Origin of the sequence: Candidatus Corynebacterium faecigallinarum, from assembly GCF_052264515.1 — a bacterium.
Taxonomy (GTDB): domain Bacteria; phylum Actinomycetota; class Actinomycetes; order Mycobacteriales; family Mycobacteriaceae; genus Corynebacterium; species Corynebacterium faecigallinarum.
Window position 1 is genome coordinate 1 of record NZ_JBQQOC010000003.1, and the last position, 26,411, is coordinate 26,411.

Annotated in this window: 23 protein-coding genes and 5 tRNA genes; 5 read left to right on the forward strand and 23 right to left on the reverse strand. The window is 66.4% G+C overall.

What is annotated here, in order from left to right; all coding sequences use genetic code 11:
* Positions 1 to 332 precede the first annotated feature (332 nt).
* From murA to ACTXPP_RS02020, 4 genes are all read right to left on the reverse strand, one after another.
* On the reverse strand, positions 333 to 1,589 hold the full coding sequence (gene murA / locus ACTXPP_RS02005) for a UDP-N-acetylglucosamine 1-carboxyvinyltransferase (protein WP_301498873.1): 1,257 nt from the start codon (positions 1,587 to 1,589) through the stop codon (positions 333 to 335).
* A 20-nt stretch (positions 1,590 to 1,609) separates the two neighbouring features.
* Positions 1,610 to 2,455 (reverse strand): acetate metabolism transcriptional regulator RamA, encoded by an 846-nt coding sequence (gene ramA, locus ACTXPP_RS02010; RefSeq protein ID WP_301498871.1) that lies wholly within the window; start codon positions 2,453 to 2,455, stop codon positions 1,610 to 1,612.
* Between the two features lie 416 nt (positions 2,456 to 2,871).
* Positions 2,872 to 3,441 carry a DUF2505 family protein gene (locus ACTXPP_RS02015; RefSeq protein ID WP_443340634.1) on the reverse strand — a complete coding sequence of 190 codons (570 nt, stop codon included), beginning with the start codon at positions 3,439 to 3,441 and terminating at the stop codon, positions 2,872 to 2,874.
* Position 3,442: 1 nt separating this feature from the next.
* A complete protein-coding gene (locus ACTXPP_RS02020) occupies positions 3,443 to 4,234 on the reverse strand; it encodes an enoyl-CoA hydratase-related protein (RefSeq protein WP_301497489.1) in 792 nt (263 codons plus the stop codon).
* A 178-nt stretch (positions 4,235 to 4,412) separates the two neighbouring features.
* Here ACTXPP_RS02020 and cysK point away from each other — a divergent pair, with 178 nt between their 5' ends.
* Entirely contained in the window at positions 4,413 to 5,348 is a 936-nt protein-coding gene (gene cysK, locus ACTXPP_RS02025) for a cysteine synthase A (RefSeq protein ID WP_301497491.1), read from the forward strand.
* Between the two features lie 188 nt (positions 5,349 to 5,536).
* Positions 5,537 to 6,121 carry a serine O-acetyltransferase EpsC gene (epsC, locus tag ACTXPP_RS02030; protein WP_301497493.1) on the forward strand — a complete coding sequence of 195 codons (585 nt, stop codon included), beginning with the start codon at positions 5,537 to 5,539 and terminating at the stop codon, positions 6,119 to 6,121.
* 32 nt (positions 6,122 to 6,153) lie between these two features.
* Here the strand turns inward: epsC and ACTXPP_RS02035 are convergent, their stop codons facing one another.
* From ACTXPP_RS02035 to ACTXPP_RS02090, 12 genes are all read right to left on the reverse strand, one after another.
* Entirely contained in the window at positions 6,154 to 6,486 is a 333-nt protein-coding gene (locus tag ACTXPP_RS02035) for a GNAT family N-acetyltransferase (RefSeq protein WP_301497495.1), read from the reverse strand.
* A 134-nt stretch (positions 6,487 to 6,620) separates the two neighbouring features.
* Positions 6,621 to 6,693, reverse strand: a tRNA-Phe gene (locus ACTXPP_RS02040).
* Between the two features lie 27 nt (positions 6,694 to 6,720).
* Positions 6,721 to 6,794: transfer RNA gene (locus ACTXPP_RS02045), tRNA-Asp, on the reverse strand.
* A 97-nt stretch (positions 6,795 to 6,891) separates the two neighbouring features.
* Complete coding sequence (locus ACTXPP_RS02050) at positions 6,892 to 7,878, reverse strand: MsnO8 family LLM class oxidoreductase (protein WP_443340635.1); 987 nt, start codon at positions 7,876 to 7,878, stop codon at positions 6,892 to 6,894.
* Between the two features lie 72 nt (positions 7,879 to 7,950).
* Positions 7,951 to 8,024: transfer RNA gene (locus ACTXPP_RS02055), tRNA-Asp, on the reverse strand.
* A 30-nt stretch (positions 8,025 to 8,054) separates the two neighbouring features.
* Positions 8,055 to 8,127: transfer RNA gene (locus ACTXPP_RS02060), tRNA-Glu, on the reverse strand.
* Positions 8,128 to 8,263: 136 nt separating this feature from the next.
* A complete protein-coding gene (locus ACTXPP_RS02065) occupies positions 8,264 to 8,971 on the reverse strand; it encodes a YggS family pyridoxal phosphate-dependent enzyme (RefSeq protein ID WP_443340636.1) in 708 nt (235 codons plus the stop codon).
* Between the two features lie 17 nt (positions 8,972 to 8,988).
* Positions 8,989 to 11,262, reverse strand: coding sequence for an aminodeoxychorismate synthase component I (pabB, locus tag ACTXPP_RS02070; RefSeq protein WP_443340639.1), 2,274 nt, complete (start codon positions 11,260 to 11,262; stop codon positions 8,989 to 8,991).
* An 81-nt stretch (positions 11,263 to 11,343) separates the two neighbouring features.
* Positions 11,344 to 11,610, reverse strand: coding sequence for a metal-sensitive transcriptional regulator (locus ACTXPP_RS02075; RefSeq protein ID WP_301497752.1), 267 nt, complete (start codon positions 11,608 to 11,610; stop codon positions 11,344 to 11,346).
* A gap of 132 nt (positions 11,611 to 11,742) precedes the next feature.
* Positions 11,743 to 14,169, reverse strand: coding sequence for a phosphoenolpyruvate synthase (gene ppsA / locus ACTXPP_RS02080; RefSeq protein ID WP_443340641.1), 2,427 nt, complete (start codon positions 14,167 to 14,169; stop codon positions 11,743 to 11,745).
* 45 nt (positions 14,170 to 14,214) lie between these two features.
* Entirely contained in the window at positions 14,215 to 15,027 is an 813-nt protein-coding gene (locus ACTXPP_RS02085) for a pyruvate, water dikinase regulatory protein (RefSeq protein ID WP_443340643.1), read from the reverse strand.
* A 42-nt stretch (positions 15,028 to 15,069) separates the two neighbouring features.
* Positions 15,070 to 16,119, reverse strand: coding sequence for a bile acid:sodium symporter family protein (locus ACTXPP_RS02090; protein WP_443340645.1), 1,050 nt, complete (start codon positions 16,117 to 16,119; stop codon positions 15,070 to 15,072).
* Between the two features lie 364 nt (positions 16,120 to 16,483).
* Here ACTXPP_RS02090 and ACTXPP_RS02095 point away from each other — a divergent pair, with 364 nt between their 5' ends.
* Positions 16,484 to 17,047: an LppP/LprE family lipoprotein gene (locus ACTXPP_RS02095; RefSeq protein WP_443340646.1), complete on the forward strand. Its 564-nt coding sequence runs from the start codon at positions 16,484 to 16,486 to the stop codon at positions 17,045 to 17,047.
* Positions 17,048 to 17,550: 503 nt separating this feature from the next.
* On the opposite strand, the gene ACTXPP_RS02100 is transcribed toward ACTXPP_RS02095, so the two are convergent.
* Positions 17,551 to 17,623: transfer RNA gene (locus ACTXPP_RS02100), tRNA-Lys, on the reverse strand.
* A 259-nt stretch (positions 17,624 to 17,882) separates the two neighbouring features.
* A complete protein-coding gene (scpC, locus tag ACTXPP_RS02105) occupies positions 17,883 to 19,385 on the reverse strand; it encodes a succinyl-CoA:acetate CoA-transferase ScpC (protein WP_443340648.1) in 1,503 nt (500 codons plus the stop codon).
* 262 nt (positions 19,386 to 19,647) lie between these two features.
* On the opposite strand from scpC, the gene dusB reads away from it, so the two are divergent.
* Entirely contained in the window at positions 19,648 to 20,871 is a 1,224-nt protein-coding gene (dusB, locus tag ACTXPP_RS02110) for a tRNA dihydrouridine synthase DusB (RefSeq protein WP_443340780.1), read from the forward strand.
* A 56-nt stretch (positions 20,872 to 20,927) separates the two neighbouring features.
* On the forward strand, positions 20,928 to 21,665 hold the full coding sequence (phoU, locus tag ACTXPP_RS02115) for a phosphate signaling complex protein PhoU (RefSeq protein ID WP_301496898.1): 738 nt from the start codon (positions 20,928 to 20,930) through the stop codon (positions 21,663 to 21,665).
* A 16-nt stretch (positions 21,666 to 21,681) separates the two neighbouring features.
* On the opposite strand, the gene ACTXPP_RS02120 is transcribed toward phoU, so the two are convergent.
* From ACTXPP_RS02120 to pstS, 5 genes are all read right to left on the reverse strand, one after another.
* The gene (locus tag ACTXPP_RS02120) at positions 21,682 to 22,218 is read right to left on the reverse strand and encodes a gluconokinase (RefSeq protein ID WP_301496896.1); all 537 of its coding nucleotides are present in this window, start codon (positions 22,216 to 22,218) and stop codon (positions 21,682 to 21,684) included.
* 64 nt (positions 22,219 to 22,282) lie between these two features.
* Complete coding sequence (pstB, locus tag ACTXPP_RS02125) at positions 22,283 to 23,059, reverse strand: phosphate ABC transporter ATP-binding protein PstB (protein WP_301496894.1); 777 nt, start codon at positions 23,057 to 23,059, stop codon at positions 22,283 to 22,285.
* A gap of 43 nt (positions 23,060 to 23,102) precedes the next feature.
* On the reverse strand, positions 23,103 to 24,032 hold the full coding sequence (gene pstA, locus ACTXPP_RS02130) for a phosphate ABC transporter permease PstA (protein WP_443340652.1): 930 nt from the start codon (positions 24,030 to 24,032) through the stop codon (positions 23,103 to 23,105).
* A 16-nt stretch (positions 24,033 to 24,048) separates the two neighbouring features.
* Positions 24,049 to 25,170, reverse strand: a complete 1,122-nt coding sequence (pstC, locus tag ACTXPP_RS02135; RefSeq protein WP_301496890.1) for a phosphate ABC transporter permease subunit PstC — start codon at positions 25,168 to 25,170, stop codon at positions 24,049 to 24,051.
* 73 nt (positions 25,171 to 25,243) lie between these two features.
* Entirely contained in the window at positions 25,244 to 26,362 is a 1,119-nt protein-coding gene (gene pstS, locus ACTXPP_RS02140; protein WP_443340654.1) for a phosphate ABC transporter substrate-binding protein PstS, read from the reverse strand.
* Positions 26,363 to 26,411: the final 49 nt, after the last annotated feature.

Consider the following 26,411-nt stretch of genomic DNA (forward strand, 5'->3'; position numbering starts at 1 on the left):
AGCCAGACTTCGCACACCTCCCAACATGGAGGTGCGTCATCTCGGCAGAACATGAACCCTACGCACATCCCGGCTGATTAGCAAACCAGCTGGTCACGCTCACGATCGACGTAGTCGACCCGTCAAAGGATCATGCAGAATGTCACACAACGTCCGCCCCAGTAAGAACCTGAGTCCCGGCTGGCCGGTCGCTCTGACTCGGACTAATCTACACAGGGCCCCGATAAGCCACAACTCCCCATGTCACGAGGTTGATCGGGATCCCCGAGCCGTGCTCATCGCCGACCCAGCTCCACCGTCACTATTCGTTGCCGAAGGTGCCCGAACCCGGACTATTCGCTGACCCGCTCCACCGTCGCCCCGAGCTCCACGAGCTGCTCGACGAACCCCGGGTAACCCCGGTCGATGTGGTAGACGTCGTTGACCTGCGTCACTCCGTCAGCACACAGGCCGGCGAAGACCAGGCCCGCGCCGGCCCGGATGTCCGAGGACCACACCGGTGCAGAGCTCAACTGCTCCACGCCCCGCAGGCTGACATGGTGCCCGTCGATGTGGGTGTCCGCACCCAGGCGCGTCATCTCGTCGACGAAGCGGAACCGGGACTCGAAGATGTTCTCGGTGATCACACTCAGCCCCTCGCTCACCGCGCACAAAGCGATGGCCAGCGGCTGAAGGTCCGTGGGGAAGCCGGGGAAAGGCAGCGTCTGGTAATCCACCGCCGTGGCACGCTGCTCCTGGATCACCCGGAACCCGGTCGGATAGGTCTCCACCGATGCACCGGTCAGCTTCAACTTCTCCAGCACCAGGTGCAGGTGCTCCGGGTTGATACCACCGACGGTGATGTCACCCTGCGTCATCGCCGCAGCGTAGGCCCATGTGCCGGCGACGATCCGGTCACCGACGACCTCATGCTCCACCGGGTTGAGCTTCGGAACCCCGGTCACGGTGATGGTGTTGCTCCCCTCCCCCTCGAGGTTCGCCCCCATCACGCGGAGCATATTGCACAGGTCGACGATCTCGGGCTCCCGTGCCGCATTGTCCAGTACCGTCGTCCCCTCGGCGAGCACCGCGGCCATGAGGATGTTCTCCGTGGCGCCGACGGACGGGAAGTCCAGCATGATCGAGGCCCCGGTCAGTTCGTCCGCTTCGGCGACGACACAACCGTGCTCGATACGCGTCCGGGCGCCGAGCTTCTCCAGCCCTGACTGGTGCATGTCCAGCGGACGGCTGCCGATGGCGTCCCCACCCGGCAGAGCGACCACCGCATGGTGACAGCGTGCGGTGAGCGGACCGAGCACACAGACCGAGGCGCGGAACTGACGCACCGCGTCGATGTCGGCGTTCGAGGAGATCTCCGCCGGGGTGTGGATGGTCGCCGTGCCGTTGTCGAGTTCGACCTCGCAGCCGAGTCCGCGGAGCACGTCGGCCATATAGGGGACGTCGGCGATGTCGGGGCAGTTCCGCAGAACGGTGGTCCCCTCAGCGAGCAATGCCGCGGACATCAGTTTCAGGACACTGTTTTTTGCACCGTCGACCTTGACTGAGCCAACAAGCCGGGCTCCGCCGGTCACCAGGAAATGATCTTTCACGGGGGCCAGCCTACCGGCGATCAGGGCAGTGCGCCGATGCGACGGGCGGCATTGACCGCCTCGTAACGAGTGTGGGCCCCCAACTTGCGCATCACCGAACGGAGGTAGCTCTTCACGGTCTCCGCACCGATCCCCATCTCCTCGGCCGCCTCGACATTGGTGTGCCCCAGGGCCACGCACGCCAGCACGTCCAGTTCACGGGCGGAGAGCTTCGTCGTCTGCTTGACCCGCACCGGGCTGACCATCTGGTCGCAGAGGACCTCGAGATCACGGCGGATCTCCTCGTCAGCCACCCGGTTGGCCAACATCCGCAGCCGGGAGTGTGTTGCCCGGACCTGCTCCCATTCGGCACCGGACATGGAACGCACCGGCTTGGCCGCAGCGTCCCGGCTCGGCCCGTCCCCCCGACGGGTTGCCGCGTTCACCGCCAGATCCTGCTCGAGCACGCGGGCGGTCATGGTGACTTCCTCGAGTACCTTGTCCCCCATCCGCACCGGGGAGTGCACGCCGGCGTACAGGACGCCGCGCATGTCGCGGCCCACGATCACCGGAACGGCGACGATGGAGTGCAGGCCCTCATCCCGGATCGGACGGTCGTACTCGTGCGAGATCGACTTGGCACGGGCATAGTCCGAGACACCGACAGGGCGGCGGGTGGCCATGACTCGTCCACCGACACCCTGGCCGGATTCGACCACCAGGTTGTTCAGTGCCGGTGTGCGCAGCCCCACCCACTGGTTGATCACCATTCGGCCGTCTTGCTGACAGGTTCCGAACATCGTGACCGGGATTCCGGTCGCGTTCTTCAGGGCTGAAAGTGCTGATCGGATGGCATCTTCGTCATCGCGGTGACGTTGCTGCTCCACGGTGCACCTTTCTCTTGGCGATCTGTTCTCACCCCCGAAAAGGGAACACCCGAGTTCGGGGGAGGTGGGCTCTCTGGTGACGAGTATAGGGAACGGTCTCACTACCCCCAAAATCTGGTGGCCGGCGTCACAGCCCCAGCCCCGACGACTCCCCCGGGTGACCTATGCTGACCTGCGCTGACCTGCGGATCAATCTGATCAGCCGATATCGACCGGACGGACCGGACATCACCGGCGGAAAAACGGACCAGTCACCCTACCCCCCGCGCCCCGTCCTATTCCCCCCACGTCCCCCCTGCAGGTCAGGGGCGGCCGCAGACAACCTCCACACAACCGGACATTCATCTGCCCCGGTCCCACCCCTGACACCGCCCATACAGGGGCGGTGCCGACCCCACCGCATCACGGCATGGGACTCACAGCTCCCCGCTGAGCCGGTTCACCCGCCTGATCGCCTTGTCGACACTGTCCTCGGACTTCTCCAGCAGCTTGGCGGCGAGCTTCCCACCGAGCAGCGGGATCTTGACCTCGGCGGTGACGGTCGCATCGACGGCGGTGACTGCCGCAGCGTCGGACGCAGCGTCGGACGCAACGTCGGACACAGCGTCCTGACCGTCCGTGGAGTCCTGCCCGCCGCGGTACTCCAGGAGCAGTGTCATGGACCCCATCCCCTTCGGCAACGCCGTCACAGAGCTCACCGTGAACCGGCCGCCGACCAGCGGGGTGACCACAGTGGTCTGCTCCACGCTCATCGCCGGGATTGACGCGCCATCGTCAGAGGTGCTGGCCGGCTGGCTGGCCACGACGGCGGCATTGACCGTGCCGTCGGGCTCCACGGTGCGTTCCCCCGACTCGACCACCAGGTTCGACGACGACCCGTCCGACGTCTCGTCCACCGTCAGCAGGTAGGCCTCGGAGGTGACCACGGCGTGGGCGCGCGCTACCGGCAGGCCCACCGACTTGGTGTAGTTGACTGATTTCGCCATGTCAGCGGTGCTTCCACTCGGGCGTGCGCTTCTCGACGAAGGCGCTCATGCCCTCTTTCTGGTCCTCGGTGGCGAACAGGCCCCAGAACGCCTCGCGTTCCTGGCGCAGCCCCTCGTTCAGTGGGGTGTTCAGCGCCGCATCCACCGTCTCGGTCGCCGCGGCGAGCGCCACCGCCGAGTGGGACGCCACGGTCGACGCAACCTCGGCGACAGCGTCCAGGAACCCCTCGGCGGGCAGCACGCGCGACACCAGGCCGGCACGCTCGGCCTCCTCGGCACCCATGGTGCGTCCGGTGAGGATGAGGTCCATCGCCTTGTACTTGCCCACGGCGCGGGTCAGCCGCTGGGTGCCGCCCATGCCCGGGATCACGCCGAGGGTGATCTCCGGCTGACCGAACTTCGCCTTCTCGCTGGCCAGAATGATGTCACCCATCATCGCCACCTCGCAGCCGCCGCCGAGAGCGTAGCCGGACACCGCGGTGATGATCGGGGTCTGCACCAGGGCGACACGCTCCCACAGGGCGTAGAACCGCTTGAGTTTGATGTCGGGCCAGGTCTGGTCCTTCATCTGGGTGATGTCGGCACCGGCGGCGAAAGCCTTCTCACTACCGGTGATCACGATCGCCCGGACCGAGGTGTCGGCGTCGAACTCCTCCAGTGCGGCGACGACCTCCTCCATCACGGTCTGGTTCAGTGCGTTGAGCGCCTTTGGACGGTTGAGCGTGATGGTGGCGACCGCCGCGGTCGCGGACCCGGCCTCCCCTGTCTCGGTGATGATGGTCTCGTAAGCCATGGGTTGCTGGTGCCCTTTCAATTGAGGATCGTGTGTACCGTTCTGTATCCGCCTGTGGGGGCCATTGTCCCATAAGACCGTGGCGTCCGGGGGTGGCCTGATGTACACTGGGCACGGTATCCAGACAGACCGCTCGGTCTGTCCTAGCGAGGGACACGAAAGGACCACCGCAAGAGTCATGGCAAAGATCTACGACAACATCACAGACCTCATCGGCAACACCCCGCTGGTGAAGCTCAACAAGCTCACCGAGGGACTGCCCGGCAACGTGGTCGTCAAGCTTGAGTCCGCCAACCCGGCGAACTCCGTGAAGGACCGCATCGGTGTCGCCATCATCGACGCCGCCGAGAAGGACGGTTCCCTGAAGCCCGGCGGCACCATCGTCGAGGCCACCTCCGGCAACACCGGTATCGCCCTGGCCACCGTCGGTGCGGCCCGCGGCTACAAGGTCATCCTGACCATGCCCGAGTCGATGTCCCTCGAGCGTCGCATCCTGCTGCGCGCCCTCGGCGCCGAGCTCGTCCTGACCCCGCCGCCGGCCGGCATGCAGGGCGCGGTCGACAAGGCCAACGAGATCGTCGAGTCCACCGACAACGCCGTCCTGGCCCGCCAGTTCGCCAACCCGGCGAACCCCGAGGTCCACTACAAGACCACCGGCCCGGAGATCTGGGCCGACACCGACGGCGAGGTCGACGTCTTCATCGCCGGCATCGGCACCGGCGGCACCGTCTCCGGCGCCGGCAAGTACCTCAAGGAGCAGAGCTCCGACGTCAAGATCGTCGGCGTGGAGCCCAAGGACTCCCCGCTGCTGACCGAGGGACGCTTCGGCCCGCACAAGATCCAGGGCATCGGCACCAACTTCTTCCCGGACAACCTGGACAAGGACATCATCGACGAGGTGTACGACGCCACCATCGAGGATTCCGTGAAGTTCGCTCGCGAGATCGCCGCCAAGGAGGGCATCCTGGTCGGTATCTCCACCGGTGCCAACATCTGGGCCGCCGTCGAGGAGGCCAAGAAGCCGGAGAACGAGGGCAAGCTGATCGTCGCCGTCGTCGCCGACTTCGGTGAGCGTTACGTCTCCACCCTGCTGTTCGACGACCTGCGCGACTAGTCGTCCGGCACCCCACCGTCTACCCCGGCCGGCGTGAGCATCCGTAGACTCGACAGGTGAAGACCTGATCTGAGCTGATCTGCGGTCGTCACGGCGAGCCGGGGTTTTCGCATCCCGAACACCCCCCCCCCACAATCACCACATCCACCACTATCCCGACCCATTCCCTACCGAGGAGGACCGCCGCGGTGAGTCTGCTGCGCACCATCAAGGAAGACCTGGACAACGCCCGGACCCACGACCCTGCCGCCCGCGGTGACCTGGAGAACGCCGTCGTCTACTCCGGCCTGCACGCGATCTGGGCCCACCGGGTCTCGCACAAGTTGTGGACGTCCGGCGCGAAGGGCCCGGCCCGCATCCTCAGCCAGTTCAGCCGTTTCCTCACCGGCATCGAGATCCACCCCGGTGCCACGATCGGACGCCGGTTCTTCATCGACCACGGCATGGGCGTGGTCATCGGTGAGACCGCCGAGATCGGCGATGACGTGATGCTGTACCACGGGGTTACCCTGGGCGGCTCCGAGCTCGTGCAGCGCAAGCGCCACCCCACCATCGGCGACGGTGTCATGGTCGGCGCCGGGGCGAAGGTCCTGGGCCCGATCACCATCGGTGCCCGCTCGGCGATCGGCGCGAACTCCGTGGTCACCAAGGACGCCCCGGAGGACTCGATCCTCATCGGCGCCCCGGCGAAGGTCCGCCACCGCAAGGACACCGAGCGCACCCCGTTGGTCGACCCGGCCGGCTACGTCAACGACATGCAGAACAACATCTGATGTCCTGACATCGCAGCGTCCTGAAGGGAACCTCAGCGCACCAGATCGGTGTAGCTGGGGTTCTTTGCCATGAAGCCCTCCACCGCCGAGCAGGACGGCACAACGCCGTAGCCCTCGGCGCGGGTGGCGTCCAGCGCGGTGGCGATCAGTGGCGCCGATAGGCCACGTCCGCGGTAGGACGGGTCGATCACCGTGTGGTTGAAATCGCGGATGTCGCCGAGCTGGACGTAGTCCGCGTGCCCCGCCACCTCACCGTCCACCTCGAGGACGAAACTGCCGCGGTCGGTGTCGTGGATGACGGTGAGGTCCTCGTCGCGTCCTGTGGCCTCTGGACGGCGCGTGTCGCCTGTGTCGCCGGTACTCATGGCCCCCAGTCTAGGCGCGCTTCGCGGTGCATGGCGCGGCGTGTGCGGCCGGGCACGTCGCGGCATGGAACAACCACTCCCGGAATGCAGGAAACCCCCGGAGAGGTGAACTCTCCGGGGGATCGTGCTCACTGTGCCCAGACCAGGGATCGAACCAGGGACCTTACACTTTTCAGGCGTACGCTCTACCAACTGAGCTATCTGGGCATGAAAGCCAGGAATGAAGCTTTCCAGCGACCCTGACGAGACTTGAACTCGCGACCTCCGCCGTGACAGGGCGGCGCGCTAACCAACTGCGCCACAGGGCCAAACTCGTGTAGCCACCCGGGCCGACCCGGGCGCTGTGCACGAACGCATACTGTACACAGTGCTCTCGCGAAACGGCAAACCAACAGGTCACAGCACTTAACTGGCTCCGGTACCGACCAGCTCGGAAAGCAGCTCGTCGCTGTTGCATTGTCCCGCCACATCAGACATCCCACCGGTCACCAGGATCTCGGGGAAGCCCTGCGACTCGAGGCCGCCCAACACCGCCGCGACCTCCTCCTGCGTGCCGTAGATGGCGCGTTCCACCCCCTGCTGGATCCGCCGTCGCTGCTGGCCGGTCAACCGCCCCTCGTCAAGCTCCCCCACCGGCGACAGCGGCTCGAAGACACCGGTACTCCTGGACATCACCTGGGCCCACACCTCCGGCAGGACGAGGTCGCGGGCCGCCTCGCGGGACGCCGCGACCGCCACCGTCGCAGAGACGATCGGCGCCTCCGTGGTGGCGTCCGTCCCTGCGTCCTGCGTCCCCGGCCCGCCGAGGATCAACCCGAGGCCGCGCTCAGCGGCCGCCTGGACGGTTGAGGGCGACCCGCCACTGAGCAGGAACACGCCAGGCTTCTCCTGCGCCGCAGACACGTCAGGGCGCAATGTCACCTCTGCTGCCCCACGCAGGTACCCCAGGACCTCGTCGAGCGCCTCCAGGTAGCCCTCACGCGCCTGCGCGGCGTCCTCGTCCTGGCGCAGGGCCTTACGCACTGCGGGAGTGAACCCGACCGACGACCCGAATCCGATGTCCACCCTGCCGGGAAACAAGGCGGCGAGCACCGCCACCTGCTCGGCAACCACGAAAGGAACATGGTCCGGCAGCATGATGCCGGCGGTACCGATCCGGATCGTGGACGTCGCCTGGCCGACCGCCGCCGTCAGGACACTCGGCGCACTGCCGGCGATACCAGGCACGCCATGGTGCTCAGCGACGAGAAACCGGTGGTAACCGAGATCTTCGGCACGACGGGCCCGGTCGACGACTGCTCGCAGGGATGCGGCGTCGGAATGCTCAGCTCGCCGGGGGGCGCCGGTGCGTCCCGCGAGAGTGTTCGCCCGGTCCAGCAATGAGATACGCATATGCGCCATCGTATGCACAGACGACGACAGCGGGCGCACACCGTGATGGTGTGCGCCCGCTGTACGAATATGCGACCCTGACGAGACTTGAACTCGCGACCTCCGCCGTGACAGGGCGGCGCGCTAACCAACTGCGCCACAGGGCCATATTGAGTTGTGCGGGATTGCTCTCGCAGTACTCCCAACGGGATTCGAACCCGTGTTGCCGCCGTGAAAGGGCGGAGTCCTAGGCCACTAGACGATGGGAGCCCTACCTCTACCGGAACGACACGTGTTCGTTTCCGTTCGGCAGCGGTGTTAACAATAAAGCACGCAACCCCAAATCGCCAACACGGGGATAAAATTCCAGGTCACACTATGTATACCTCTGGCCTCAAGAGGGCTCTCAGGCGTAGTCCCGGGCTCCGAAAATTGCCGTCCCGACGCGCACGCAGGTCGCACCTTCGGCCACGGCGATCGCATAGTCCCCGGACATACCCATCGACAGCTCGGTGAGCAGTTCCGGGTCGACCACCGCGTCCTCCCGCGCAGCGTCCAGGATCCCTCGCAGCTGGGCGAAACAGCGTCGCACCTCCGCCTCATCGTCGGTATTGGTCGCCACGGTCATGAACCCGCGCACCCGCAGACGGTCGCAGGACGCCGCAACCTCCAGGATCTGCCCGACGTCGCCCGGCGAGGCACCGGTCTTCGCCTCCTCGCCGGAGGTGTTGACCTGGATCAGGACGTCCAGGTGCCGGTCGGCGGTCTCCAACCGGCGCTGCAGGGCCTGAGTCAGACGCACCGAGTCCAACGCCTGGAACTCATCGGCGTGCTCGGCGATGATCTTCGCCTTGTTCGTCTGTAGGTGGCCGATCGCCACCCACCGCACCGGGAGGTCAGCCATCTCGCCGGCCTTGCGTCCGACCTCCTGCGGCTTGTTCTCGGCCAGTTCGGTCAGGCCAGCCTCGACCGCCGGTCTCAGCCGGTCCACCGGCACAGTCTTGCTCACCGGCAACAGGCGGACCTCGGACGGGTCGCGCCCTGCTGCCCGGGCGGCCGCGTCCACCTCCGCGCGGACGGAGTCGTAGGCGGCACGGATGTCATCACCATTCATGCCTTCTGAGCCTAGCGTCACCGCAGCCGCAGCAGTGGGGTGGCCTTCACCACGGTCTCGTCGTACTCGGCGTCCGGGTCCGACTGGGTCACCACCGCCCCGCCGACGCCGTAGGTGAAGCGCGGTGAGTCACCTGTGCCATCGGTACCGCCTGTCTCAGCCACCCCGCCTGTCTCAGCCACAAGCGTGCGGATCACCACGGACAGGTCCACCGCACCGTCCAACGAGAAGTAGCCGACCGCCCCGCTGTAGACACCGCGCGGTCCGTCCTCCAACTCCTCCAGCAGGCGCATGGTGCGTTCCTTCGGCGCCCCGGTCATCGAGCCGGGCGGGAAGGCGGCGCGCACGGCGTCCACCCCGGTGGATTCCGCGTCGAGGGTGGCGGTGACGGTGCTGACCAGTTGGTGGACCGTCGCATAACTCTCCACACTGAACAGCTCCGGAACCGCGACACTGCCCGGCGCGGCGACCCGACCCAGGTCGTGCCGGACCAGGTCGACGATCATCAGGTTCTCGGCGCGGTCCTTTTCGCTGTTCTGCAGCTCGGCGCGGATGAGCTGGTCGGCGGCGGCGTCATCCCCGACCGGCCGGGTGCCCTTGATCGGTGAGGACGTCACCGTGCCGGCGGTGTCGACGCTCAGGAATCGTTCCGGTGAGGTCGACATCACCGTCGCCCCAGGCAGCCGGAGGTAGGACGCGAAGGGTGCGGGGTTGTCGCGGCGCAGCCGGCGGTACAGACCGAGAGTGTCGGGGCCGTCGGCAGCCGCAGGTGGGACAGCCTCCAGCGTGGTGGTCAGGCAGGCCTCGTAGGTCTCGCCCTCGCGGATCCACTGCTGGATCTGCCGGACTTTCGCGGTGTACTCCGCCCGGTCGTGCAGGGCGACCTGCAACCCGGTGCCGGACTCGCCGAACATTCCGGACGTAACAGGTTCGTCGGGTGTACCAGGAGCGTCGTCGCGCCCTTCGGCAGTGAGCAACCGCCGGATCAGCGCCGCAGTGCGTTCCCGCCAGGCGTCCTCCCCCGCCGCCGCCCATCGGGCAGTCTCCGGGTCTCGTGGATGATCGAGGGTCAGCAGATGTGCCTCACCGCGCTCGTGGTCGATCACCACCGCCCGGTCGAGGAAGACGAACCCGGCGTCCGGCGTCGTCGACGGATGCGTATTCGCCGCACCCTCACCACGGGAACACTGCGCCTTCACCCCGTAGCCCAGGTAACCCACCCACCCCAGTCGGAAGCCGCAGGACGTCGGCCGGTCCCCCTTCCCAGCCAGGTCCGCCAGGTCTGCCAGGTCTGCCAGGTCTGCCAGGTCTGCCAGGTCTTCCAGGTCGTCCGAGAGTCCTCCACCGCGGATGTTCCACCGCGCCAGATCGTCCTTCAACCAGGTCAGGACGTCCTGCTCGATCACCTCGGCGCCCTCGCGGCGGGTGACCGTCACCGTACCTGCGGCGACGTCGGCGGTCGCCACCGCCGCCGATGGTCCGGCATTGCGGCCGTCCGCCGCGCCCATCACGGTGAACCGGGCACGCGGATCCCCGGTGCGGTTGCCGTCGAGCCAGACGGCGTGGCGGGCGGCAGCGGAGGTGCCGTCTGCTTCGAAAAGACTGCGGAAGAGGTCCTCGGAGAACTCCCGGGTGTCAATCTCCTGCCGGTCCCCCAGGTCGAGGACGTGGTCGCGGACGTGACGCACCCGTCCGGAGTCGCGGGTGAGCTGGGCGAAGTTGGCCAGCAGTTCCCTGCCGTGGTTCGTCTTCACCGATTCGGGGTGGAACTGCACCCCCCACAGCAGTGCCCCGGGCACGCTGATACCCATGACCGTGCCGTCGGCGGTGGTCGCGTCGACGTGGACGGTCGCCGGGAGGTCACTGACGGCCAGGGAGTGGTAGCGGACCACCTCGAAAGGTGAGGGGATGCCGGCGAAGACCCCGGAGCCGTCGTGGGTGACCGGGAAGATCCGGCCGTGAACCGGTTCGGTGGCCGGGCCCACTGTGGCGCCGTACAGATGGGCGATGAGCTGGTGTCCGAGACAGATGCCCAGCACCGGGATGTGCTTCTCGACCGCGGCGGCGATGACCGCCGGGGCGATACCGACGTCGACGGGGTTGACCGGGGTGCCGGGGCCGGGAGAGATCACCACATTGTCGATGTGGTCGAGCAGGTCCGCGCCCTGTTCCCCCCACTGGTCCCAGTCGTTGGGGAGGACCACCGGGGCGACCCCGTTCACCCTGGTCAGGTCGTGGACGAGGTTCCAGGTGAAGGAGTCGTGGTTGTCGATGAGCAGCGTGCGGATCACAGGGTCCGATAGTAGCGGGCGGTGGAGACCCCACTGCAGGAGCCGTGGCTTGGGGGCTTCCACGACTCCACGACGCTGCTGTCAGGACAGGGAGAGGAAGAGCTTCTCCATCTGTTCCTGCCAGTCCTCCGGGACTTCCTCCGGCTCGGCGTGGGCGCAGTCGAGCATCCCACCGGAGATCGCCTTCACCCCGGCGCGGCCCACGGCACGGGACACGGCGGCGAGCTGGGTGACGATCTCATCGCACTCCCGGCCGTTCTCGATCATGGCGATGACGCCTTCGAGCTGCCCGCGGGCGCGTCGGAGTCGGACGGCTACTGCGTCTGAGGTTTCGTCGTTGAGCTTCATGGAAAGGTCCTCCTGGAGAGAGATCAATGTGAGGAGCTACCTGTGGCGACCGCCACAGGACCGTCCCATTCAGTATACGCATGGGCGTACCCGTGCGCGCGCCGGACCTCCCGGTTCGCCCCGTTGGGTTGCCTACTCCTCCCCTGCCAGCGACAGCCAGGTCTTCACCACGGTGTCCGGGGTCAGCGACATCGACTCGATGCCCTGCTCCACCAGCCACTGCGCCAGGTCCGGATGGTCCGACGGCCCCTGACCACAGATGCCGACGTACTTACCCAGTTCCACACAGGTCCGCACCACCGAGCCGATGACCTTCAGCACCGCGGGGTCGCGCTCGTCGAAGTCGTGGGCGACCAGGTCGGAGTCGCGGTCCACGCCCAGCACCAGCTGGGTCATGTCGTTGGAGCCGATGGAGAAGCCGTCCACGTGCTCGAGGAACTCCTCGGCCAGCAGATAATTCGACGGCACCTCGCACATCATCACCACCTGCAGGCCGTTCTTCCCCCGCTCCAGTCCGTGGGACGCCATGACCTCCAGGACGTCCTGCAGCTCCGGGATGGTGCGCACGAACGGCACCATGACCCGCACATTGGTCAGACCCATGTCGTCACGCACCCGGCGCAGAGCCTCACACTCCAGGGCGAAGCAGTCGCGGAACTCATCGGAGACGTACCGGGCGGCACCCCGGTAGCCGAGCATCGGGTTCTCCTCGTTCGGCTCGTATCGTTCACCGGCGATGAGGTTGGCGTATTCGTTGGTCTTGAAGTCCGACAGCCGCACGATCACCGGCTTGGGGTCGAACGCCGCCGCGATCGTCGACACGCCCTCGACCACGCGCTGGATGAAGAACTCTTCGGGACTCGGGTATGCCGCCCGGGCTGCGTCCACCTCGGCCTGCAGCTCCGGATCCAGTGAGTCGCGTTCCAGCAGCGCCTTGGGGTGCACACCGATCTGCCGGTTGATGATGAACTCCATGCGCGCCAGCCCCACACCACTGTTCGGCAGGTGGGAGAAGGCGAATGCCTGGTCCGGGGTGGCGACGTTCATCATCAGCTTCACCGGGATCTCCGGCATGGCGTCCAGCCGGGTCTCCTTCTCCTCGAAGTCGACCGCACCGCGGTAGACCCGTCCGGTGTCACCCTCGGCACAGGAGACGGTGACCTGCTCACTGTCGGGCAGCACCGAGGTGGCGTTGCCGGTGCCGACGATCGCCGGGACACCCAGTTCGCGGGCGATGATGGCGGCGTGGCAGGTACGTCCACCACGTTCGGTGATGATCGCCGAGGCACGCTTCATGATCGGTTCCCAGTCCGGGTCGGTGATCTCGGCGACCAGCACATCTCCGGTCTGCATGCGGTCCATGTCCTTGATCGAGCGCAGCACGCGCACCGGGCCGGCACCGATGCGCTGGCCGATGGAGCGGCCTTCGGCGAGCACCTCGGCGGCGTCGGCACCGGCCCGGTCGATCTCGAACCGGGTCAGCACCTGGCCCCCGTCCTCCCCGGCGCCGCGACGGAAGACCACGGTCTCCGGGCGGGCCTGCAGGATGTAGAGCTGGCCGTCGAGTCCGTCGCGTCCCCACTCGATATCCATCGGCCGGCCGTAGTGCTCCTCGATGGCCACGGCGTGGCGGGCCAGTTCGGTGACCTCCTCGTCGGTGATGGAGAACTTCGCACGGTCGTCCTCCCTGATGTCCTCCCACCGGGTGGCGGAGTCGACACCGGAGCCCTCGGCGTAGCGCATGGCGACGGCCTTGCCGCCGACGGTGCGCGACAGGATGGCGTCCCGACCTGTCCTGCCGTCTGCGATGGCGGGTTTGGAGACGTAGAACTCGTCCGGGTTCACAGCACCCTGCACCACGGCCTCGCCGAGGCCGTAGGCGGAGGTGATGAACACCGCCCGGTCGAAACCGGACTCGGTGTCCACGGTAAACATCACGCCGGACGCACCGATGTCGCTGCGCACCATGCGCTGCACGCCGGCGGACAGGGCGACCTCGTCGTGGGCGAAGCCGTGGTGGTCGCGGTAGGAGATCGCCCGGTCGTTGTAGAGGGAGGCGAAGACGTGGCGGACGGCCTCGAGCACATTGTCGATGCCGCCGATGTTGAGGTAGGTCTCCTGCTGGCCGGCGAAGGAGGCTTCCGGCAGGTCCTCGGCGGTCGCGGATGACCGGACCGCCCAGGTCACCTCCTCGGGGTGACTGTCGCCGGCGACGAGTGCGTCATAGGCGTCGCGGATGTCGCGCTCCAGAGACTGCGGGAAGGGCTGGTCCAGGATCCACTGACGGATCTGCGTACCGCGGACTGCGAGCTCCCGGACGTCCTGGAGGTCGAGGTCGGACAGGGTGTCCTTGATCTTCTCGTCGAGTCCGTTGACGGCGAGGAACTCCCGGTAGGCATCCGCGGTGGTGGCGAAACCGCCGGGGACGCGGACGCCGGCGTCAGCGAGGTTGACGACCATCTCACCCAGGGAGGCGTTCTTGCCGCCGACCTGGGGGACGTCGTCCATGCCGAGCTCGGTGAAGGGAATGACGGTGCGTTGGGAGTCAGGGGTGGACATGGGTGTGGTCCTTTCGCGCGGGGCGGTTTCTCTGGGGCGGTGGTTTCAGGTGTTTCGCAGGTTCATGGTGGCCAAAATGGTGCTGGCCATCTCCTCCACGCTCATGGCATGGGAGTCGACGTAGGGGATGCGGTGACGCCGGTAGAGGTTCTCGGCGTCCCGCAGTTCGTTCCGACAGCGAGCCAGGCTGGCGTAGCTGCTGCCTGGTCTTCGCTCGCTGCGGATCTGACTGAGCCGCTGGGCGCTGGTGGTGAGCCCGAAGAGACGCCCCTCGAGCCCGGTCAGCGCGCCCGGCAGCTGCCCGGGGGTGTCGTCCTCGGTGAGTGGGTAGTTGGCCACGCGCAGACCGTACTGCAGGGCCAGGTACATCGCGGTGGGGGTTTTACCGCAGCGCGACGGGGCGATGATGACCAGGTCGGCGATGTCGATGCGGCGCAGCGAGGCGGCGTCGTCATGCTCGATGGTGTATTCCACGGCGTTGATACGGTCGTGGTAGCGGTCCGGGTCCCCCACCCGGTGGTAGGCGGTGGAGTCGGCGGTGCGGCGGGTCCCGAGGACCTGCTCCAGCCGGGAGAGGTGGCCGACGAGCAGGTCGATGACCTCGCCGGGGGCGGCACCCATCTCGGCGGCGACATTGACGTCACCGACGGTGAGGAAGACGATCGGTTCGCGGTCTGCGACGGAGGCGATCTCCTCCACCGCCCGGCGGGCGAGGTCGACGCTGTCCACGAACGGCAGGACGCGCCGGCTGAACCGGGTGGCGGGGAACTGCGCCAGCAGGGCGTTCCCCAGGGTCTCCGCGGTGATTCCGGTGCTGTCGGAGACGAAGAACACCGGTCGTTCGGGTGTGGCCGTCATTGTCCCCACGCTAGCAGCGCGTCCGGACACGAGACGGCCGTTCTACACCTTAACGGGGGAGTCTTCCGCAGCGTCCCCGGAGGCGTCCGCGGCGGACTTGTCCTCCGGCAGCGCCCGGTTTCGGACGATCGCGGAGTACACCGCACCGGTGATGTTGTGGATCACCGCAGCAACCGCACCTGGCAGAGCGGCCTCGGGGCTGAAGAAGCGTCCGGCCATACCGGAGGCGAGACCGGCCGACTGGGTGCCGATCTCCACGGCCATGGTGCGGTTGGCCTTCTCCGGCAGGCGGAAGAGACGCCCGGCAAAGTAGCCCAGGACGTAGCCCAGGACGTTGTGCATCAGCACGGCAACGAAGACGATGAGGCCCACGCTGGCCAGCAGGTCGGCACTGTTGGCGACGGCAGGGAACACCACGCCGCCGATGCCCAGGATCGACAGCCACGGCAGGACAGGCATGATCGGGTCGAGGTACTTGTTGGCGACGACCGTCCTGATCACCAGGCCACCGATGACCGGCAGCAGCACGGTCTGGACCAGAGACACCGCCATCCCCCAGCCGTCGACGTCGGTGCGGGTGTCGGCGAGCAGCAGCATCAGGGCGGGAGCCATGATCGGCGAGATCAGGGTGGACACGCTGGTCATCGCCACCGACAGGGCGACATCGCCCTTCGACAGGAAGGTGATCACGTTGGAGGAGGTTCCGCCGGGGACCGAGCCGAGCATCAGCAGGCCGACCGCCAGCGCCGGGTTCAGACCCAGCACCCAGGCGACGAAGATCGCGAGGAGCGGCATGATCACGAACTGGGCGACCACGCCGATGATGACCGGGACGGGTCGCTTCGCGATCATCCTGAAGTCCGGGATGGTCAGCGTGAGCCCCATCGCGAACATGATGATCATCAGGAAGATGTTGATGTAGTCGGTCAGCGGCTGGAACGGCGCGGGGAAGAAGAAGGCGAGGACCGTGCCGGCCAGGATGAATACCGGGAAGGCGGTGACGGCGATGGCCGCCGAGCGGTCAGCCTCTTTCGCGGTCGGATGCTTCTTTTTCGTGGACTGTGCCGGCGTCTGCTCCGGGGAGTCGGTCATGTCTGCGTTCCTCTCATGAATAAGGCGTCCTCCTAGTTCTAGTGGTTCGACCACAGAAATCCCAATCGGCGGACGTTTGATTCTCACCAGACGGGACAATCCACACCCCCGTGGCCGCGTCCTGGGCGCACCGCATGACCCGACCGGGGGCCGACGCCACCCTCCGGGCCATCGCACAGCGGGTACTCCGCGTACCGCACTGCGGGAACGTCCCACCGAATCAGGCGACCACCGCAGAACCCTGCACAACCTGCATCCGACGTGTGAGATGTAACACTCTCCCGGGCGCACTCGGTCGCTAAGGGTGCAAGGCTCAACATCACAGACACCACTCGTCGACCTGTCGACGGAAAGGAGTCTCACCATGAACCCCCGCACCACCACACCACGGACGAAGAGCCACCGCTCGCGTGCCCTTGCACTGACCACCGCCACCCTGCTCGCCTTCGGCGGGGCAGGTGTCGCCGCCTCCACCAGTGCCGCAGACGTGGCCAGCCCGCCGAAGCAGGACACCTCCGAACCGGTCCGCTCCCCCGAGCAGGCCGCCTGGTACGCCGCCGCAGTGACCCCGGACCTCCCGGACCACAGTCCGTGGACCCACCTCGGCGCCGAGACCCGGGACTATGATTCTTCGAAGCCACTGTCGGCCATCACGCTGGACGTGACCGCCGCCACCGGTTCCTCACCGCGCCAGGTCGCGCTGTTCGCCGGTTCGAAGTACATCGGCACGACGACCCCGGAGGCCTACCCGTACCAGACCACGGAGCGGGTCGCGGATAACATGATCAAGGTCAACTACCGCTACCTGCTGCCCGGTGACTCGAATGCCGCCCCGAGTGGCGAGTCATCGTCGTACTACATCCTGATGCCACAGGGCATCGAGCGGGTCGGCTCGCTGCCGCCCCATGGCGGGGTTCCCCCGGCCTGATTCTCGAGCTCCGCATCGTCTCGTGAACACTCGCCGATCGAGAGGTGACGGGCGCCCCGGCCTGTTCCGACCGGGGCGTCCTTGTGCACCGTGGCGCCGAGTTCACTTTTCCGTCCTTCCGCGTCACGGATCGGGCAATGTGTGGACTCGGCGTAACAACCTGGGGTTAATGGTCAGAATGTGTGTCCGGGTTCCGCACTGCGCAGCAGATCACCCCGGCGAAAAGACAGGATAATAGCTCCCGGACGGCTATTCGCCCAGGGTACGTGACAAAACACCACCCGCATGCGTGCCCGACAGCCCTCCCGCCGCAGATGAGCGGGCGAGTATCACCGTGCCATCACCGACGATCCAGTGAAGTCCGCCGGGGTCCAGAGAGTGGGGGGTCGGCCGGTGACACGCCCGCAGTAGACACACATTCTGACCATTAACCCATAACCTGCGGCAGCGCAGCGAGATAGAGGCAACCCCCGGCACCGTGGACAGGTACCGGGGGTGACTTGTGGGCCCTGTGGGGCTCGAACCCACGACCTGCGGATTAAAAGTCCGTAGCTCTACCAACTGAGCTAAAGGCCCACATACTCACAGAAGGCGGGAAGCCATCCGGCGAGCACGGGGAGAATTCTATCCCACGCCCCCCAGACAACGGCAATACACCCTCCCATATCGGTCCCCAACCCGTCTCCGCCCGGGCTTTCGCACCTCCGCGAACCGCCCGCCACGGAGGAGCCTGAGTTTGCGCAGTTCAGAGAGTTTCCCCAAAAAAGATCAGCCCCGCCCAGGTGCGATAGACCGGGGCGGGGCCGCGTGTTGCTGGTTTAGGCCGACCAGCGACCTACTTGTGCATCGAGCCGGTCTCGAGGAACCGGGTGTGGAACTCGAAGGCCTTGGCCAGGTCGTGCGGGGTCTGGTGGAACTTACCCTTCGACGCGGCCTCGACGTACTCCTCCAGCAGCGGCTGGTAGGACGGGTGGGCGATGGAGATCATCTTCTTCACGCGGTCACGCGGCGCCAGGCCACGCAGGTCGGCGTAGCCGTTCTCGGTGATGACGACCATGGCGTCGTGCTCGTGGTGGTCGATGTGCGAGGCAAAGGGGACGACCGCGGAGATGTCGCCGCCCTTGGCCACCGAGGGGCTGATGAAGGAGGAGATGAAGGCGTTACGGGTGAAGTCACCCGAGCCACCGATACCGTTCATCACACGGGAGCCGGAGACGTTGGTGGAGTTGATGTTGCCGTAGATGTCGGCCTCGATCATGCCGTTGGTGGCGATCAGGCCGAGTCGACGGATGACCTCCGGGTGGTTGGAGACCTGCTGCGGACGCAGGATGATGCTATCGCGGTACTTGGCGGCCTCCGCGTTCATCTTCTCGGCGTACTCCGGGGACAGCGAGAAGGAGGTCGCCGAGGCGACGGTCATCTTGCCGGCGTCGATCAGGTCGACCATGCCGTCCTGGATGACCTCTGTGTAGGCCTGGATGTTCTCGAACTTGGAGTCCAGCAGGCCGGCCATCACGGCGTTCGGGACGTTACCGACACCGGACTGCATGATGTAGCCGTCGTAGGCCAGGCGACCGGCGGCGACCTCACCCTCGAGGAAGTCGAGGAAGTAGCCGGCGATCTTCTTGGAGGTCTCGTCGGCCGGGGTGAAGGGGGCGTTGCGGTCGGCGGCGTCGGTCTCGACGATCGCGACGATCTTCTCCGGGTCGATCTCCATCGCGGTGGAACCGATGCGGTCGCCGGGCTTGGTGATCTGGATCGGGGTGCGCTGTCCGATCGGCTCGATGTTGTAGAGGTCGTGCATGCCCTCGAGGTCGCGGGACTGCCACTCGTTGACCTCGATGATCACCTTGTCTGCGGCCTCGACGAACTCGAGGTTGCAGCCGACGGCGGAGGACGGGACGACGGATCCGTCCTCACGGATGCAGATGGCCTCGATGATGGCGACGTTGAACTTACCGAAGAAGCCCTCCTGGACCTGCTTGCCCAGGTGGGACAGGTGGATGTCCCAGTAACGCACCTCGCCGGCGTTGATCTTGTTACGCAGCACCGGATCGGAGTTGTACGGGGCGCGGAAGCTGATGGCGTCGGCCTCTGCCAGCACGCCGTCCTCGTCGACGGCGGTGGAGGCACCGGTGAACAGCTCGATCTGGAACTCGTCACCGCGGTCGTGGGCGGCCTTCGCCCGGTTCGCGATGGCAGTGGGAAGCGCCTTGGGGTAACCGGCGCCGGTGAAGCCGGAGGTACCGACCTTGTCGCCGTTGTTGACGAACTCGGCGGCCTCCTCGGCAGTCATGACCTTGGACTTCAGACCGCTGTGGGCGATGCGCTCAGACACTCTATCTCCTCTGTGATTCCCGGTGGTTCGGTGTTATGTCTGTAAATATCACAATTTGTTTCTTGTCCAAACGTGATCCCTGCCACCATTGATAGCACAGTGACCCTGCTACTGACATAGCCGGCGGCCCTTCGGGTGTGACCGCCCACACCCGAGTGTAGAGAGTCCGCTACAGATCACCTCCGTCTGGGTGTGCCATGTCTCTGACGCCCACGTTGTACTGCACCGTCCCGCAGTGTGAGAATCAGACACCGTGAGTACCATTTCCGCACCGGCCGCCATCCAGGGCAGCGCCCAGAACAGCGCCCAGAACAGCGCGCTGTCCATCGGGCGTTTCCACCTGGACTCCCCCGTCGTCCTCGCCCCGATGGCCGGGGTCACCAACGTCGCCTTCCGCACCCTGTGCCGGGAGCAGGAGCGCGAGCGCATGGGCAGCGTCGCCGGACTGTACGTCTGCGAGATGGTCACCGCCCGCGCCCTGGTCGAGCGCAACCCCAAGACGCTGCACATGACCACCTTCGCCGCCGACGAGGATCCGCGCAGCCTACAGCTTTACACCACCGACCCGGAGTACACCTACCGGGCGGCCCGGATGATCGCCGAGGAGGACCTCGCCGACCACATCGACATGAACTTCGGTTGCCCGGTGCCCAAGGTCACCCGCCGTGGGGGTGGTTCCGCCCTGCCGTTCAAGCGTCGGCTCTACTCCTCGATCGTCGCCGCGGCGGTCAAGGGTGTGGAGGATGCCGGACGCTCCGGCGGCGAGCGCGCCATCCCGGTCACCGTGAAGTTCCGCGTCGGCATCGACGACGAGCACCACACCCACCTCGATGCCGGACGCATCGCCGCTGCCGAGGGCGCGGCCGCCGTCGCCTGCCACGGGCGTACCGCCGCCCAGCGCTACTCCGGCACCGCCGACTGGGACCAGATCGCCCGCCTGGTGGAGCACATGGACGGCACCGGGGTGCCGGTACTGGGCAACGGTGACATCTTCAAGGCCTCGGACGCCGCGGCGATGATGGAGCACACCGGTTGCGACGGCGTGGTCGTCGGACGTGGCTGCCTGGGCCGCCCCTGGCTGTTCGCCGAGCTCTCCGCCCACCTGCGCGGCCTACCGGTCCCCGAGGAACCGACCCTGGCCGAGGTCTGCCGGATCATCATGCGCCACGCTGAACTGCTGTCCGCCCACGAGGGTGAGGAGTACGGCGTGCGGGAGATGCGCAAGCACATGGCGTGGTACATGCGTGGCTTCCCGGCCGGTGGGGAGATCCGCCGTCAGCTCAGCCAGATCACCGACCTCACCTCACTGCGCGCGGTCCTCGACCCGATGTGGGGGTCGGACGCCCGCGCCGTCGACGCCGACGGTGCCCGCGGCCGGCAGGGTTCCCCCGGCAAGGTGGCACTGCCGGACGGCTGGTTGGACGATCCCGAGGCCGACCTCGCCCACGTCCCGGAGACCGAGGACGCCGCCAACAACGGCGGCTGAGGAACTTCACGGAACTTATCGGGCGAAACCTTCGTGGGGGCCGTACACTTGCCCGCATGCGCACTGTGTACCAGGAACAGATGCGGATCTTCGCCCATGAACTGGCGCTCATGGCCGACACGGTCCGTCAGATGATGTCATCGGCCTGCGTTGCCCTGTTCGAGCAGGACATCGAAGTGGCCGAGAAAGTCCTCAGCTCCATCGACGAAGTCGAGGAGCTCCGTAAGCGGGCCGAGGCCCGCTCCTTCGAACTGCTGGCCCTCGAGGGCCCGGTGGCCCGTGATCTGCGCCAGGTCGTGTCCGGTACATACATCGTCGAGGACCTGGCCCGCATGGCCACCCTCGCGGTGCACATCGCGCGCACCTCACGCCGTCGCCACCCGGACTCGGCCGTCCCCGAGACCACCGAGCCCTACTTCCGTGAGATGGCCCGCCTGGTCGACGACATCGGCGAGAAACTGCACGACGTCCTGGTGACCTACGACCCGGAGAAGGCCATGGAGCTCGCCCTCGACGACGATGCCGTCGACGACCTCCACGAGCACATGTTCCACCTCACCGGGAAGAAGGAATGGCCTTACCCGGTCTCCGCCGCGGTGGATGTCACCCTGCTGTCCCGCTACTTCGAGCGCTACTCCGACCACGCCGTCAACATCGGTACCCGGGTGGTGTACCTGGCCACAGGTATGCAGCCTGCCGAGTACGAGGTCTCCCGCCGCAGCGAAGAGCAGCAGGAGACCATGCGCGAGCAGTTCGACGAGATTCGTCGCCGTTACGGGTCAGACTCGTTCTGATCCCCCGTCCGCGGCGCTAGTTGTCCGCGTCCGCGGCACCCCGCCGGGTGACCTCGAGCGACACCAGCGCCGCGTCCGCCAACACCTCGGGTGGCTGGGTGGCGTCGAGTCGGACGCCGTACTCATCGGCCCGCAGGCGTTCCAACTCAGCGTACTGGGCGCGCAGCACCTCCGGATCCGGTTCCTCACCGGTCCGTCGTAGGACACGTTCCCGGATGACGTCTTCGGTGCCGTGCACGTGCACGAAGAACACGAACCCTTCGGCCTCGCGGAAGATGTCCCGCGCCCGGCGCCCCAGCCCCAGGCTGACCACCACGGTCGACTCCCCCTTGGTCGCCGCGGCGTCCATCCAGTCCCGGATCGCCCAGGCCCACGGCAGGCGGTCCTCCGGTGTCAGGAAGCCCCCCTGCGCGATCTTATCGCGCACCTCCTCCGGCTGCAGGTCGGCGGCTGTTGCCGCGGTGTACCCGGTGCGCCGCTGCAGTTCCTCGGCGAGCGGCCCCTTGCCGCTGCCGCTCACCCCCATCAACACGATGTGTACGGGACTACCCATGTGGGACTCCTTTCTCCTGCCACCAGTGTGGCACGAAAACTGAGCGGGGGTGGGTGGTGGAACGTCAGCCGAAGCGTCCTGAAATGTAGTCCTCGGTCTCCTTGAGGGACGGCCTCTCGAAGATCTTCCTCGTGGGCCCGACCTCGACCAGCTGTCCGGGCCTGCCGGTGGCCTCCAGCGAGTAGAAGGCGGTCTGGTCGGAGACGCGCGCGGCCTGCTGCATGTTGTGGGTCACGATCACGATCGTGAACTCCTCCTTCAGCTCGTGGATCAGGTCCTCCACGGCCAGGGTCGAGATGGGGTCCAGCGCCGAACACGGCTCATCCATCAGCAACACCTCCGGTTCGACGGCGATCGCCCGGGCGATGCACAGACGCTGCTGCTGACCGCCGGACAGTCCACCACCGGGCTTGTCGAGACGGTCCTTGACCTCTTCCCAGAGGTTCGCCGAGCGCAGTGACTTTTCGGCCACCTCACGCAGCTTCTTCTTGTTCCTCTCCCCGGAGAGCTTCAGGCCGGCGATGACGTTCTCCTCGATCGACATCGTGGGGAACGGGTTGGCCTTCTGGAACACCATGCCGATGGTGTTGCGCACGGCGACGGGATCGACGTGGTGTCCGTAGATGTCCTCACCGTCCAGGAGGACCTGTCCCTTGACGTACGCACCAGGGATGACCTCGTGCATGCGGTTCAAGGTGCGCAGGACGGTGGACTTGCCGCAACCGGACGGACCGATGAAAGCAGTCACGGACCGGGGCGGGACCGCCAGGTTCACGTTCTGGACGGCGTGGAAGTCCCCGTAGAAGATGTCGACGTCTTTGAGGTCGAGTCGTTTGGCCATGGTTGTGATTCCTTATTCTGGCTCTAGTCAGCCCTAGACGGCCCTAGTCAGCCTTGACGGAGAACTTGGCGGAGATGAGTCGGGCACCGATGTTCAGCGCAGCGATGATGAGCACCAGGGTCAGCGCCGCACCCCACAGGCGGGCGAGCACCTCCGGGTTGGCCTGCAGCTTGTACATCTCCAGCATGAACAGAGGCAGTGAATTCTGGCTGCCGGAGAAGACATTCCAGTTGATCACCGGCGAGGCACCGACCAGGACGAGCACCGGGGCGGACTCACCCATGATGCGGGCCACGGCCAGCATCACACCGGTGACGATGCCGGACAGGGCGGTCGGCAGGACGATCCGCACGATCGTCTTCCATTTCGGTACGCCGAGGGCGTAGGCGGCCTCACGCAGATCCATGGGGACGATGCGCAACATCTCCTCGGTGTTGCGGACGATCACCGGGATCATCAGCAGCACCAGTGCCAGGGACACCGCGAGGCCGGAACGCTGGAACCCGAACATGCTGATCCACAGGGCGTAGACGAACAGTGCGGCGACGATCGAGGGGATACCGGTGAGGATGTCCACCATGAAGGTGGTGATGCGCCCCAGGAATCCACCGCGGGAGTACTCCACCAGGTAGATCGCGACGAGCACACCGATCGGCACCGAGATCAGGGTGGTGACCAACGCCTGGACCAGGGTTCCGATGATGGCGTGGCTGATGCCGCCGCCGGGGATGTTGGACAGCTGCCCGGCCATGTCGTACACCCACCAGTCGGCGGAGAGCATGACGGGCAGCCCCTTCTGGATGAGCACCCACAGCACCCACACCAGCGGTAGGACGGCGATGCCCATGGTCAGGTAGACCACCACGGTGGCGAGGCCGTTGCGCGCCTTGCGGGAGGTGGAGATGTCGCTGAAGCCGCTCTCGGCGAGTGCGGAGTGGGGACGATTCTCGAGATCGTGGGAGGTTGTCGTCATGATCCTGTCCGATCTCCTACTTCTTGTTTTTGACGACTGCGCGGGCTGCTGCGTTGACCAGGAAGGTCAGCAGGAACAGCACCAGGCCGGCGGCGATGTAGGCACCGGCCTTCGTGTCGTCGTTGAACTCGGGGGCGGCGTTGGCGATGGCGGTGGCGAAGGTGGTGCCACCGTCCATCAGGGATCCCCGGAACCCGGGTGAGGACGCGATGACCATGTAGAGCGCCATCGTCTCACCCAGTGCACGGCCGAGGCCGAGCATTGCACCGGAGATGTAGCCGGAGCGTCCGAAAGGAAGCACCGTCATCCGCACGACCTCCCAGCGGGTCGCGCCGAGGGCCAGCGCGGCCTCGATGTGGCCACGCGGGGTCTGGACGAAGACCTCACGGGTGGTCGCCGCGATGATCGGCAGGATCATGATCGCCAGGACGACGCCACCGGTGAAGATGTTGCGGCTGGTCGAGAACGCCGGTGAGGAACCCTGCTGCCAGTCGAAGAGGATGAAGCCTCCGCCCCAGCCCACCAGCCATTCGTAGAATCCGCCGAGGGCTGGGCCCAGGACCTGCATGCCCCAGATGCCGAAGACGATCGACGGGACGGCGGCGAGCAGGTCGACGATGAAGCCGAGCGGGCGCACCGCCCGCTTCGGGCAGTAGTTCGACAGGAAGATCGCGACACCCAGGGCGATGGGCATGGCGATGATCAGTGCCAGCAGCGACACCATGACGGTGGTGAAGAAGAGGTTCGGGATGCCGAACTGCATCCACCCACCGTCGTTGGAGGTGTAGTTGAGGTCCCAACGGCCGTCGTAGGTGAAGAAGCTCAGCAGACCGTCGCGCTGTCGGGACAGGGCCGGCACGGCGCGGATGACCAGGAAGAGGCCGATCGCGCCGATCAGCACCGTGATCAGGACGGCGGCACCGGTGGACAGGTACTCGAAGATCCGGTCCCCCGGGCGCTTCTTGACCCGGGTCTCGACCTGACTGTTTCCACCGGGGTCGGTGGCGGCAGGCGCACCGGGCCCGGGGGTACCGGTGCCACCGGTGTCATCGGTGCCGTTGATGCCACCACCCCCCGGGAGTCCGGCACGTGAGGCACCGGACTCCCCGGGGAGGTGACTGGCCGTGGAATGGGACATGTATGTGGGTTCCCTCTAACTGTGACGGTGAAAGGAAGGCTGCTGGGCAGGTGCGTGCAGGAGTGGGGAGGTTCTACTCCAGCTCGCCGATCGCGGTCTCGAGCTTCTCCTTGAACTCGCCGCTCAGCGGGATGTAACCGGACTCCTCGTAGTCCTCGTCCTGGCTGTCCAGGACGGTGTACATGAAGTCCTTGACGCGGGCGGCGGTCTCCTCGTCGTAGCCGGCCGAGCAGACGATCTCGTAGGTGGTCAACACCAGCGGGTAGGCGTCTTCCTCGTTCGTGGCGAACAGTGCCTCGGAGTCGACGACGAGGTCGTTGCCCTCACCGGAGAAGCTGACGTCGCCGAGGGCGTTGTTGACGGTCTCTGCGTTCAGCTCGGTCGGGCCGGAGCCGAAGTCGATGTTGGCGATGCCCAGGTCGTTGGCGGTGGCGAAACCGGACTCGACGTAGGTGATGGAGCCGTTGGTGGCCTTGACCTGGTCGGAGACTCCGGAGGAGCCCTGGGCACCGGAACCGACTTCGGTCGGGAAGGACTTGCCCTCGTTCTCCCACAGGCCGTCGGTGGCGGTGTTCAGGAACTTCTGGAAGTTGTCGGAGGTACCGGACTCCTCGGAGCGGTACAGCACGTCGATCGGCTGGTCCGGCAGGTCGACACCCTCGTTGTCGGCGGCGATGGCCTCGTCGTTCCAGTTGCGGATGTCCCCGTTGAAGATCTTCGCGATTGTGTCGACCGACAGGTTCAGGTCGTCCACACCGTCGAGGTTGAAGGCGACGGCGACCGGGCCGATGACCAGCGGCAGATGCCAGGCGTCGTTGCCCTCGCAACGGTTGGTGGCCTCGGCGGCCTGCTCCTCGTCCAACGGCGAGTCGGAGCCGGCGAAATCGACCTGGTTCGCGAGGAACTGGGTCTGACCGGAGCCGGAACCGCTGGCGTTGTAGGACAGCGTGGCACCGGGCACGGCGGAGGAGTAGGCGACACCGAACTGCTCGATGGCCTTCTGCTGGGAGCTGGCGCCTTCGCCGGTTAGCGTGCCCTCGGTGCCGCTGAGTTCGTAGTTGCCGCTGCCGCCTTCGGCCGAACCGTCGTTGGAGTTCGAGCAACCGGCGAGGATGAGGGAGCTCACCGCGACGGTCACTGCTGCGGTGGTGGCCGCGGTACGTCGCTGCGGTCGCTGGGTCTGGGTCTTCACTTGAGGCGTCCTTCGATGCTGGGTGTACAGAACATTCACGTGTCGTTGT

What these genes read in the sequence shown, in the direction of transcription:
- ACTXPP_RS02015 (WP_443340634.1), bottom strand. Translation starts at nt 3,441, where the DNA reads ATGGCGAAATCAGTCAACTACACCAAGTCGGTGGGCCTGCCGGTAGCG.
- ACTXPP_RS02020 (WP_301497489.1), bottom strand. Translation starts at nt 4,234, where the DNA reads ATGGCTTACGAGACCATCATCACCGAGACAGGGGAGGCCGGGTCCGCG.
- cysK (WP_301497491.1), top strand. Translation starts at nt 4,413, where the DNA reads ATGGCAAAGATCTACGACAACATCACAGACCTCATCGGCAACACCCCG.
- ACTXPP_RS02035 (WP_301497495.1), bottom strand. Translation starts at nt 6,486, where the DNA reads ATGAGTACCGGCGACACAGGCGACACGCGCCGTCCAGAGGCCACAGGA.
- ACTXPP_RS02050 (WP_443340635.1), bottom strand. Translation starts at nt 7,878, where the DNA reads ATGCGTATCTCATTGCTGGACCGGGCGAACACTCTCGCGGGACGCACC.
- ACTXPP_RS02065 (WP_443340636.1), bottom strand. Translation starts at nt 8,971, where the DNA reads ATGAATGGTGATGACATCCGTGCCGCCTACGACTCCGTCCGCGCGGAG.
- ACTXPP_RS02075 (WP_301497752.1), bottom strand. Translation starts at nt 11,610, where the DNA reads ATGAAGCTCAACGACGAAACCTCAGACGCAGTAGCCGTCCGACTCCGA.
- ppsA (WP_443340641.1), bottom strand. Translation starts at nt 14,169, where the DNA reads ATGTCCACCCCTGACTCCCAACGCACCGTCATTCCCTTCACCGAGCTC.
- ACTXPP_RS02085 (WP_443340643.1), bottom strand. Translation starts at nt 15,027, where the DNA reads ATGACGGCCACACCCGAACGACCGGTGTTCTTCGTCTCCGACAGCACC.
- ACTXPP_RS02090 (WP_443340645.1), bottom strand. Translation starts at nt 16,119, where the DNA reads ATGACCGACTCCCCGGAGCAGACGCCGGCACAGTCCACGAAAAAGAAG.
- ACTXPP_RS02095 (WP_443340646.1), top strand. Translation starts at nt 16,484, where the DNA reads ATGAACCCCCGCACCACCACACCACGGACGAAGAGCCACCGCTCGCGT.
- phoU (WP_301496898.1), top strand. Translation starts at nt 20,928, where the DNA reads ATGCGCACTGTGTACCAGGAACAGATGCGGATCTTCGCCCATGAACTG.
- ACTXPP_RS02120 (WP_301496896.1), bottom strand. Translation starts at nt 22,218, where the DNA reads ATGGGTAGTCCCGTACACATCGTGTTGATGGGGGTGAGCGGCAGCGGC.
- pstB (WP_301496894.1), bottom strand. Translation starts at nt 23,059, where the DNA reads ATGGCCAAACGACTCGACCTCAAAGACGTCGACATCTTCTACGGGGAC.
- pstA (WP_443340652.1), bottom strand. Translation starts at nt 24,032, where the DNA reads ATGACGACAACCTCCCACGATCTCGAGAATCGTCCCCACTCCGCACTC.
- pstC (WP_301496890.1), bottom strand. Translation starts at nt 25,170, where the DNA reads ATGTCCCATTCCACGGCCAGTCACCTCCCCGGGGAGTCCGGTGCCTCA.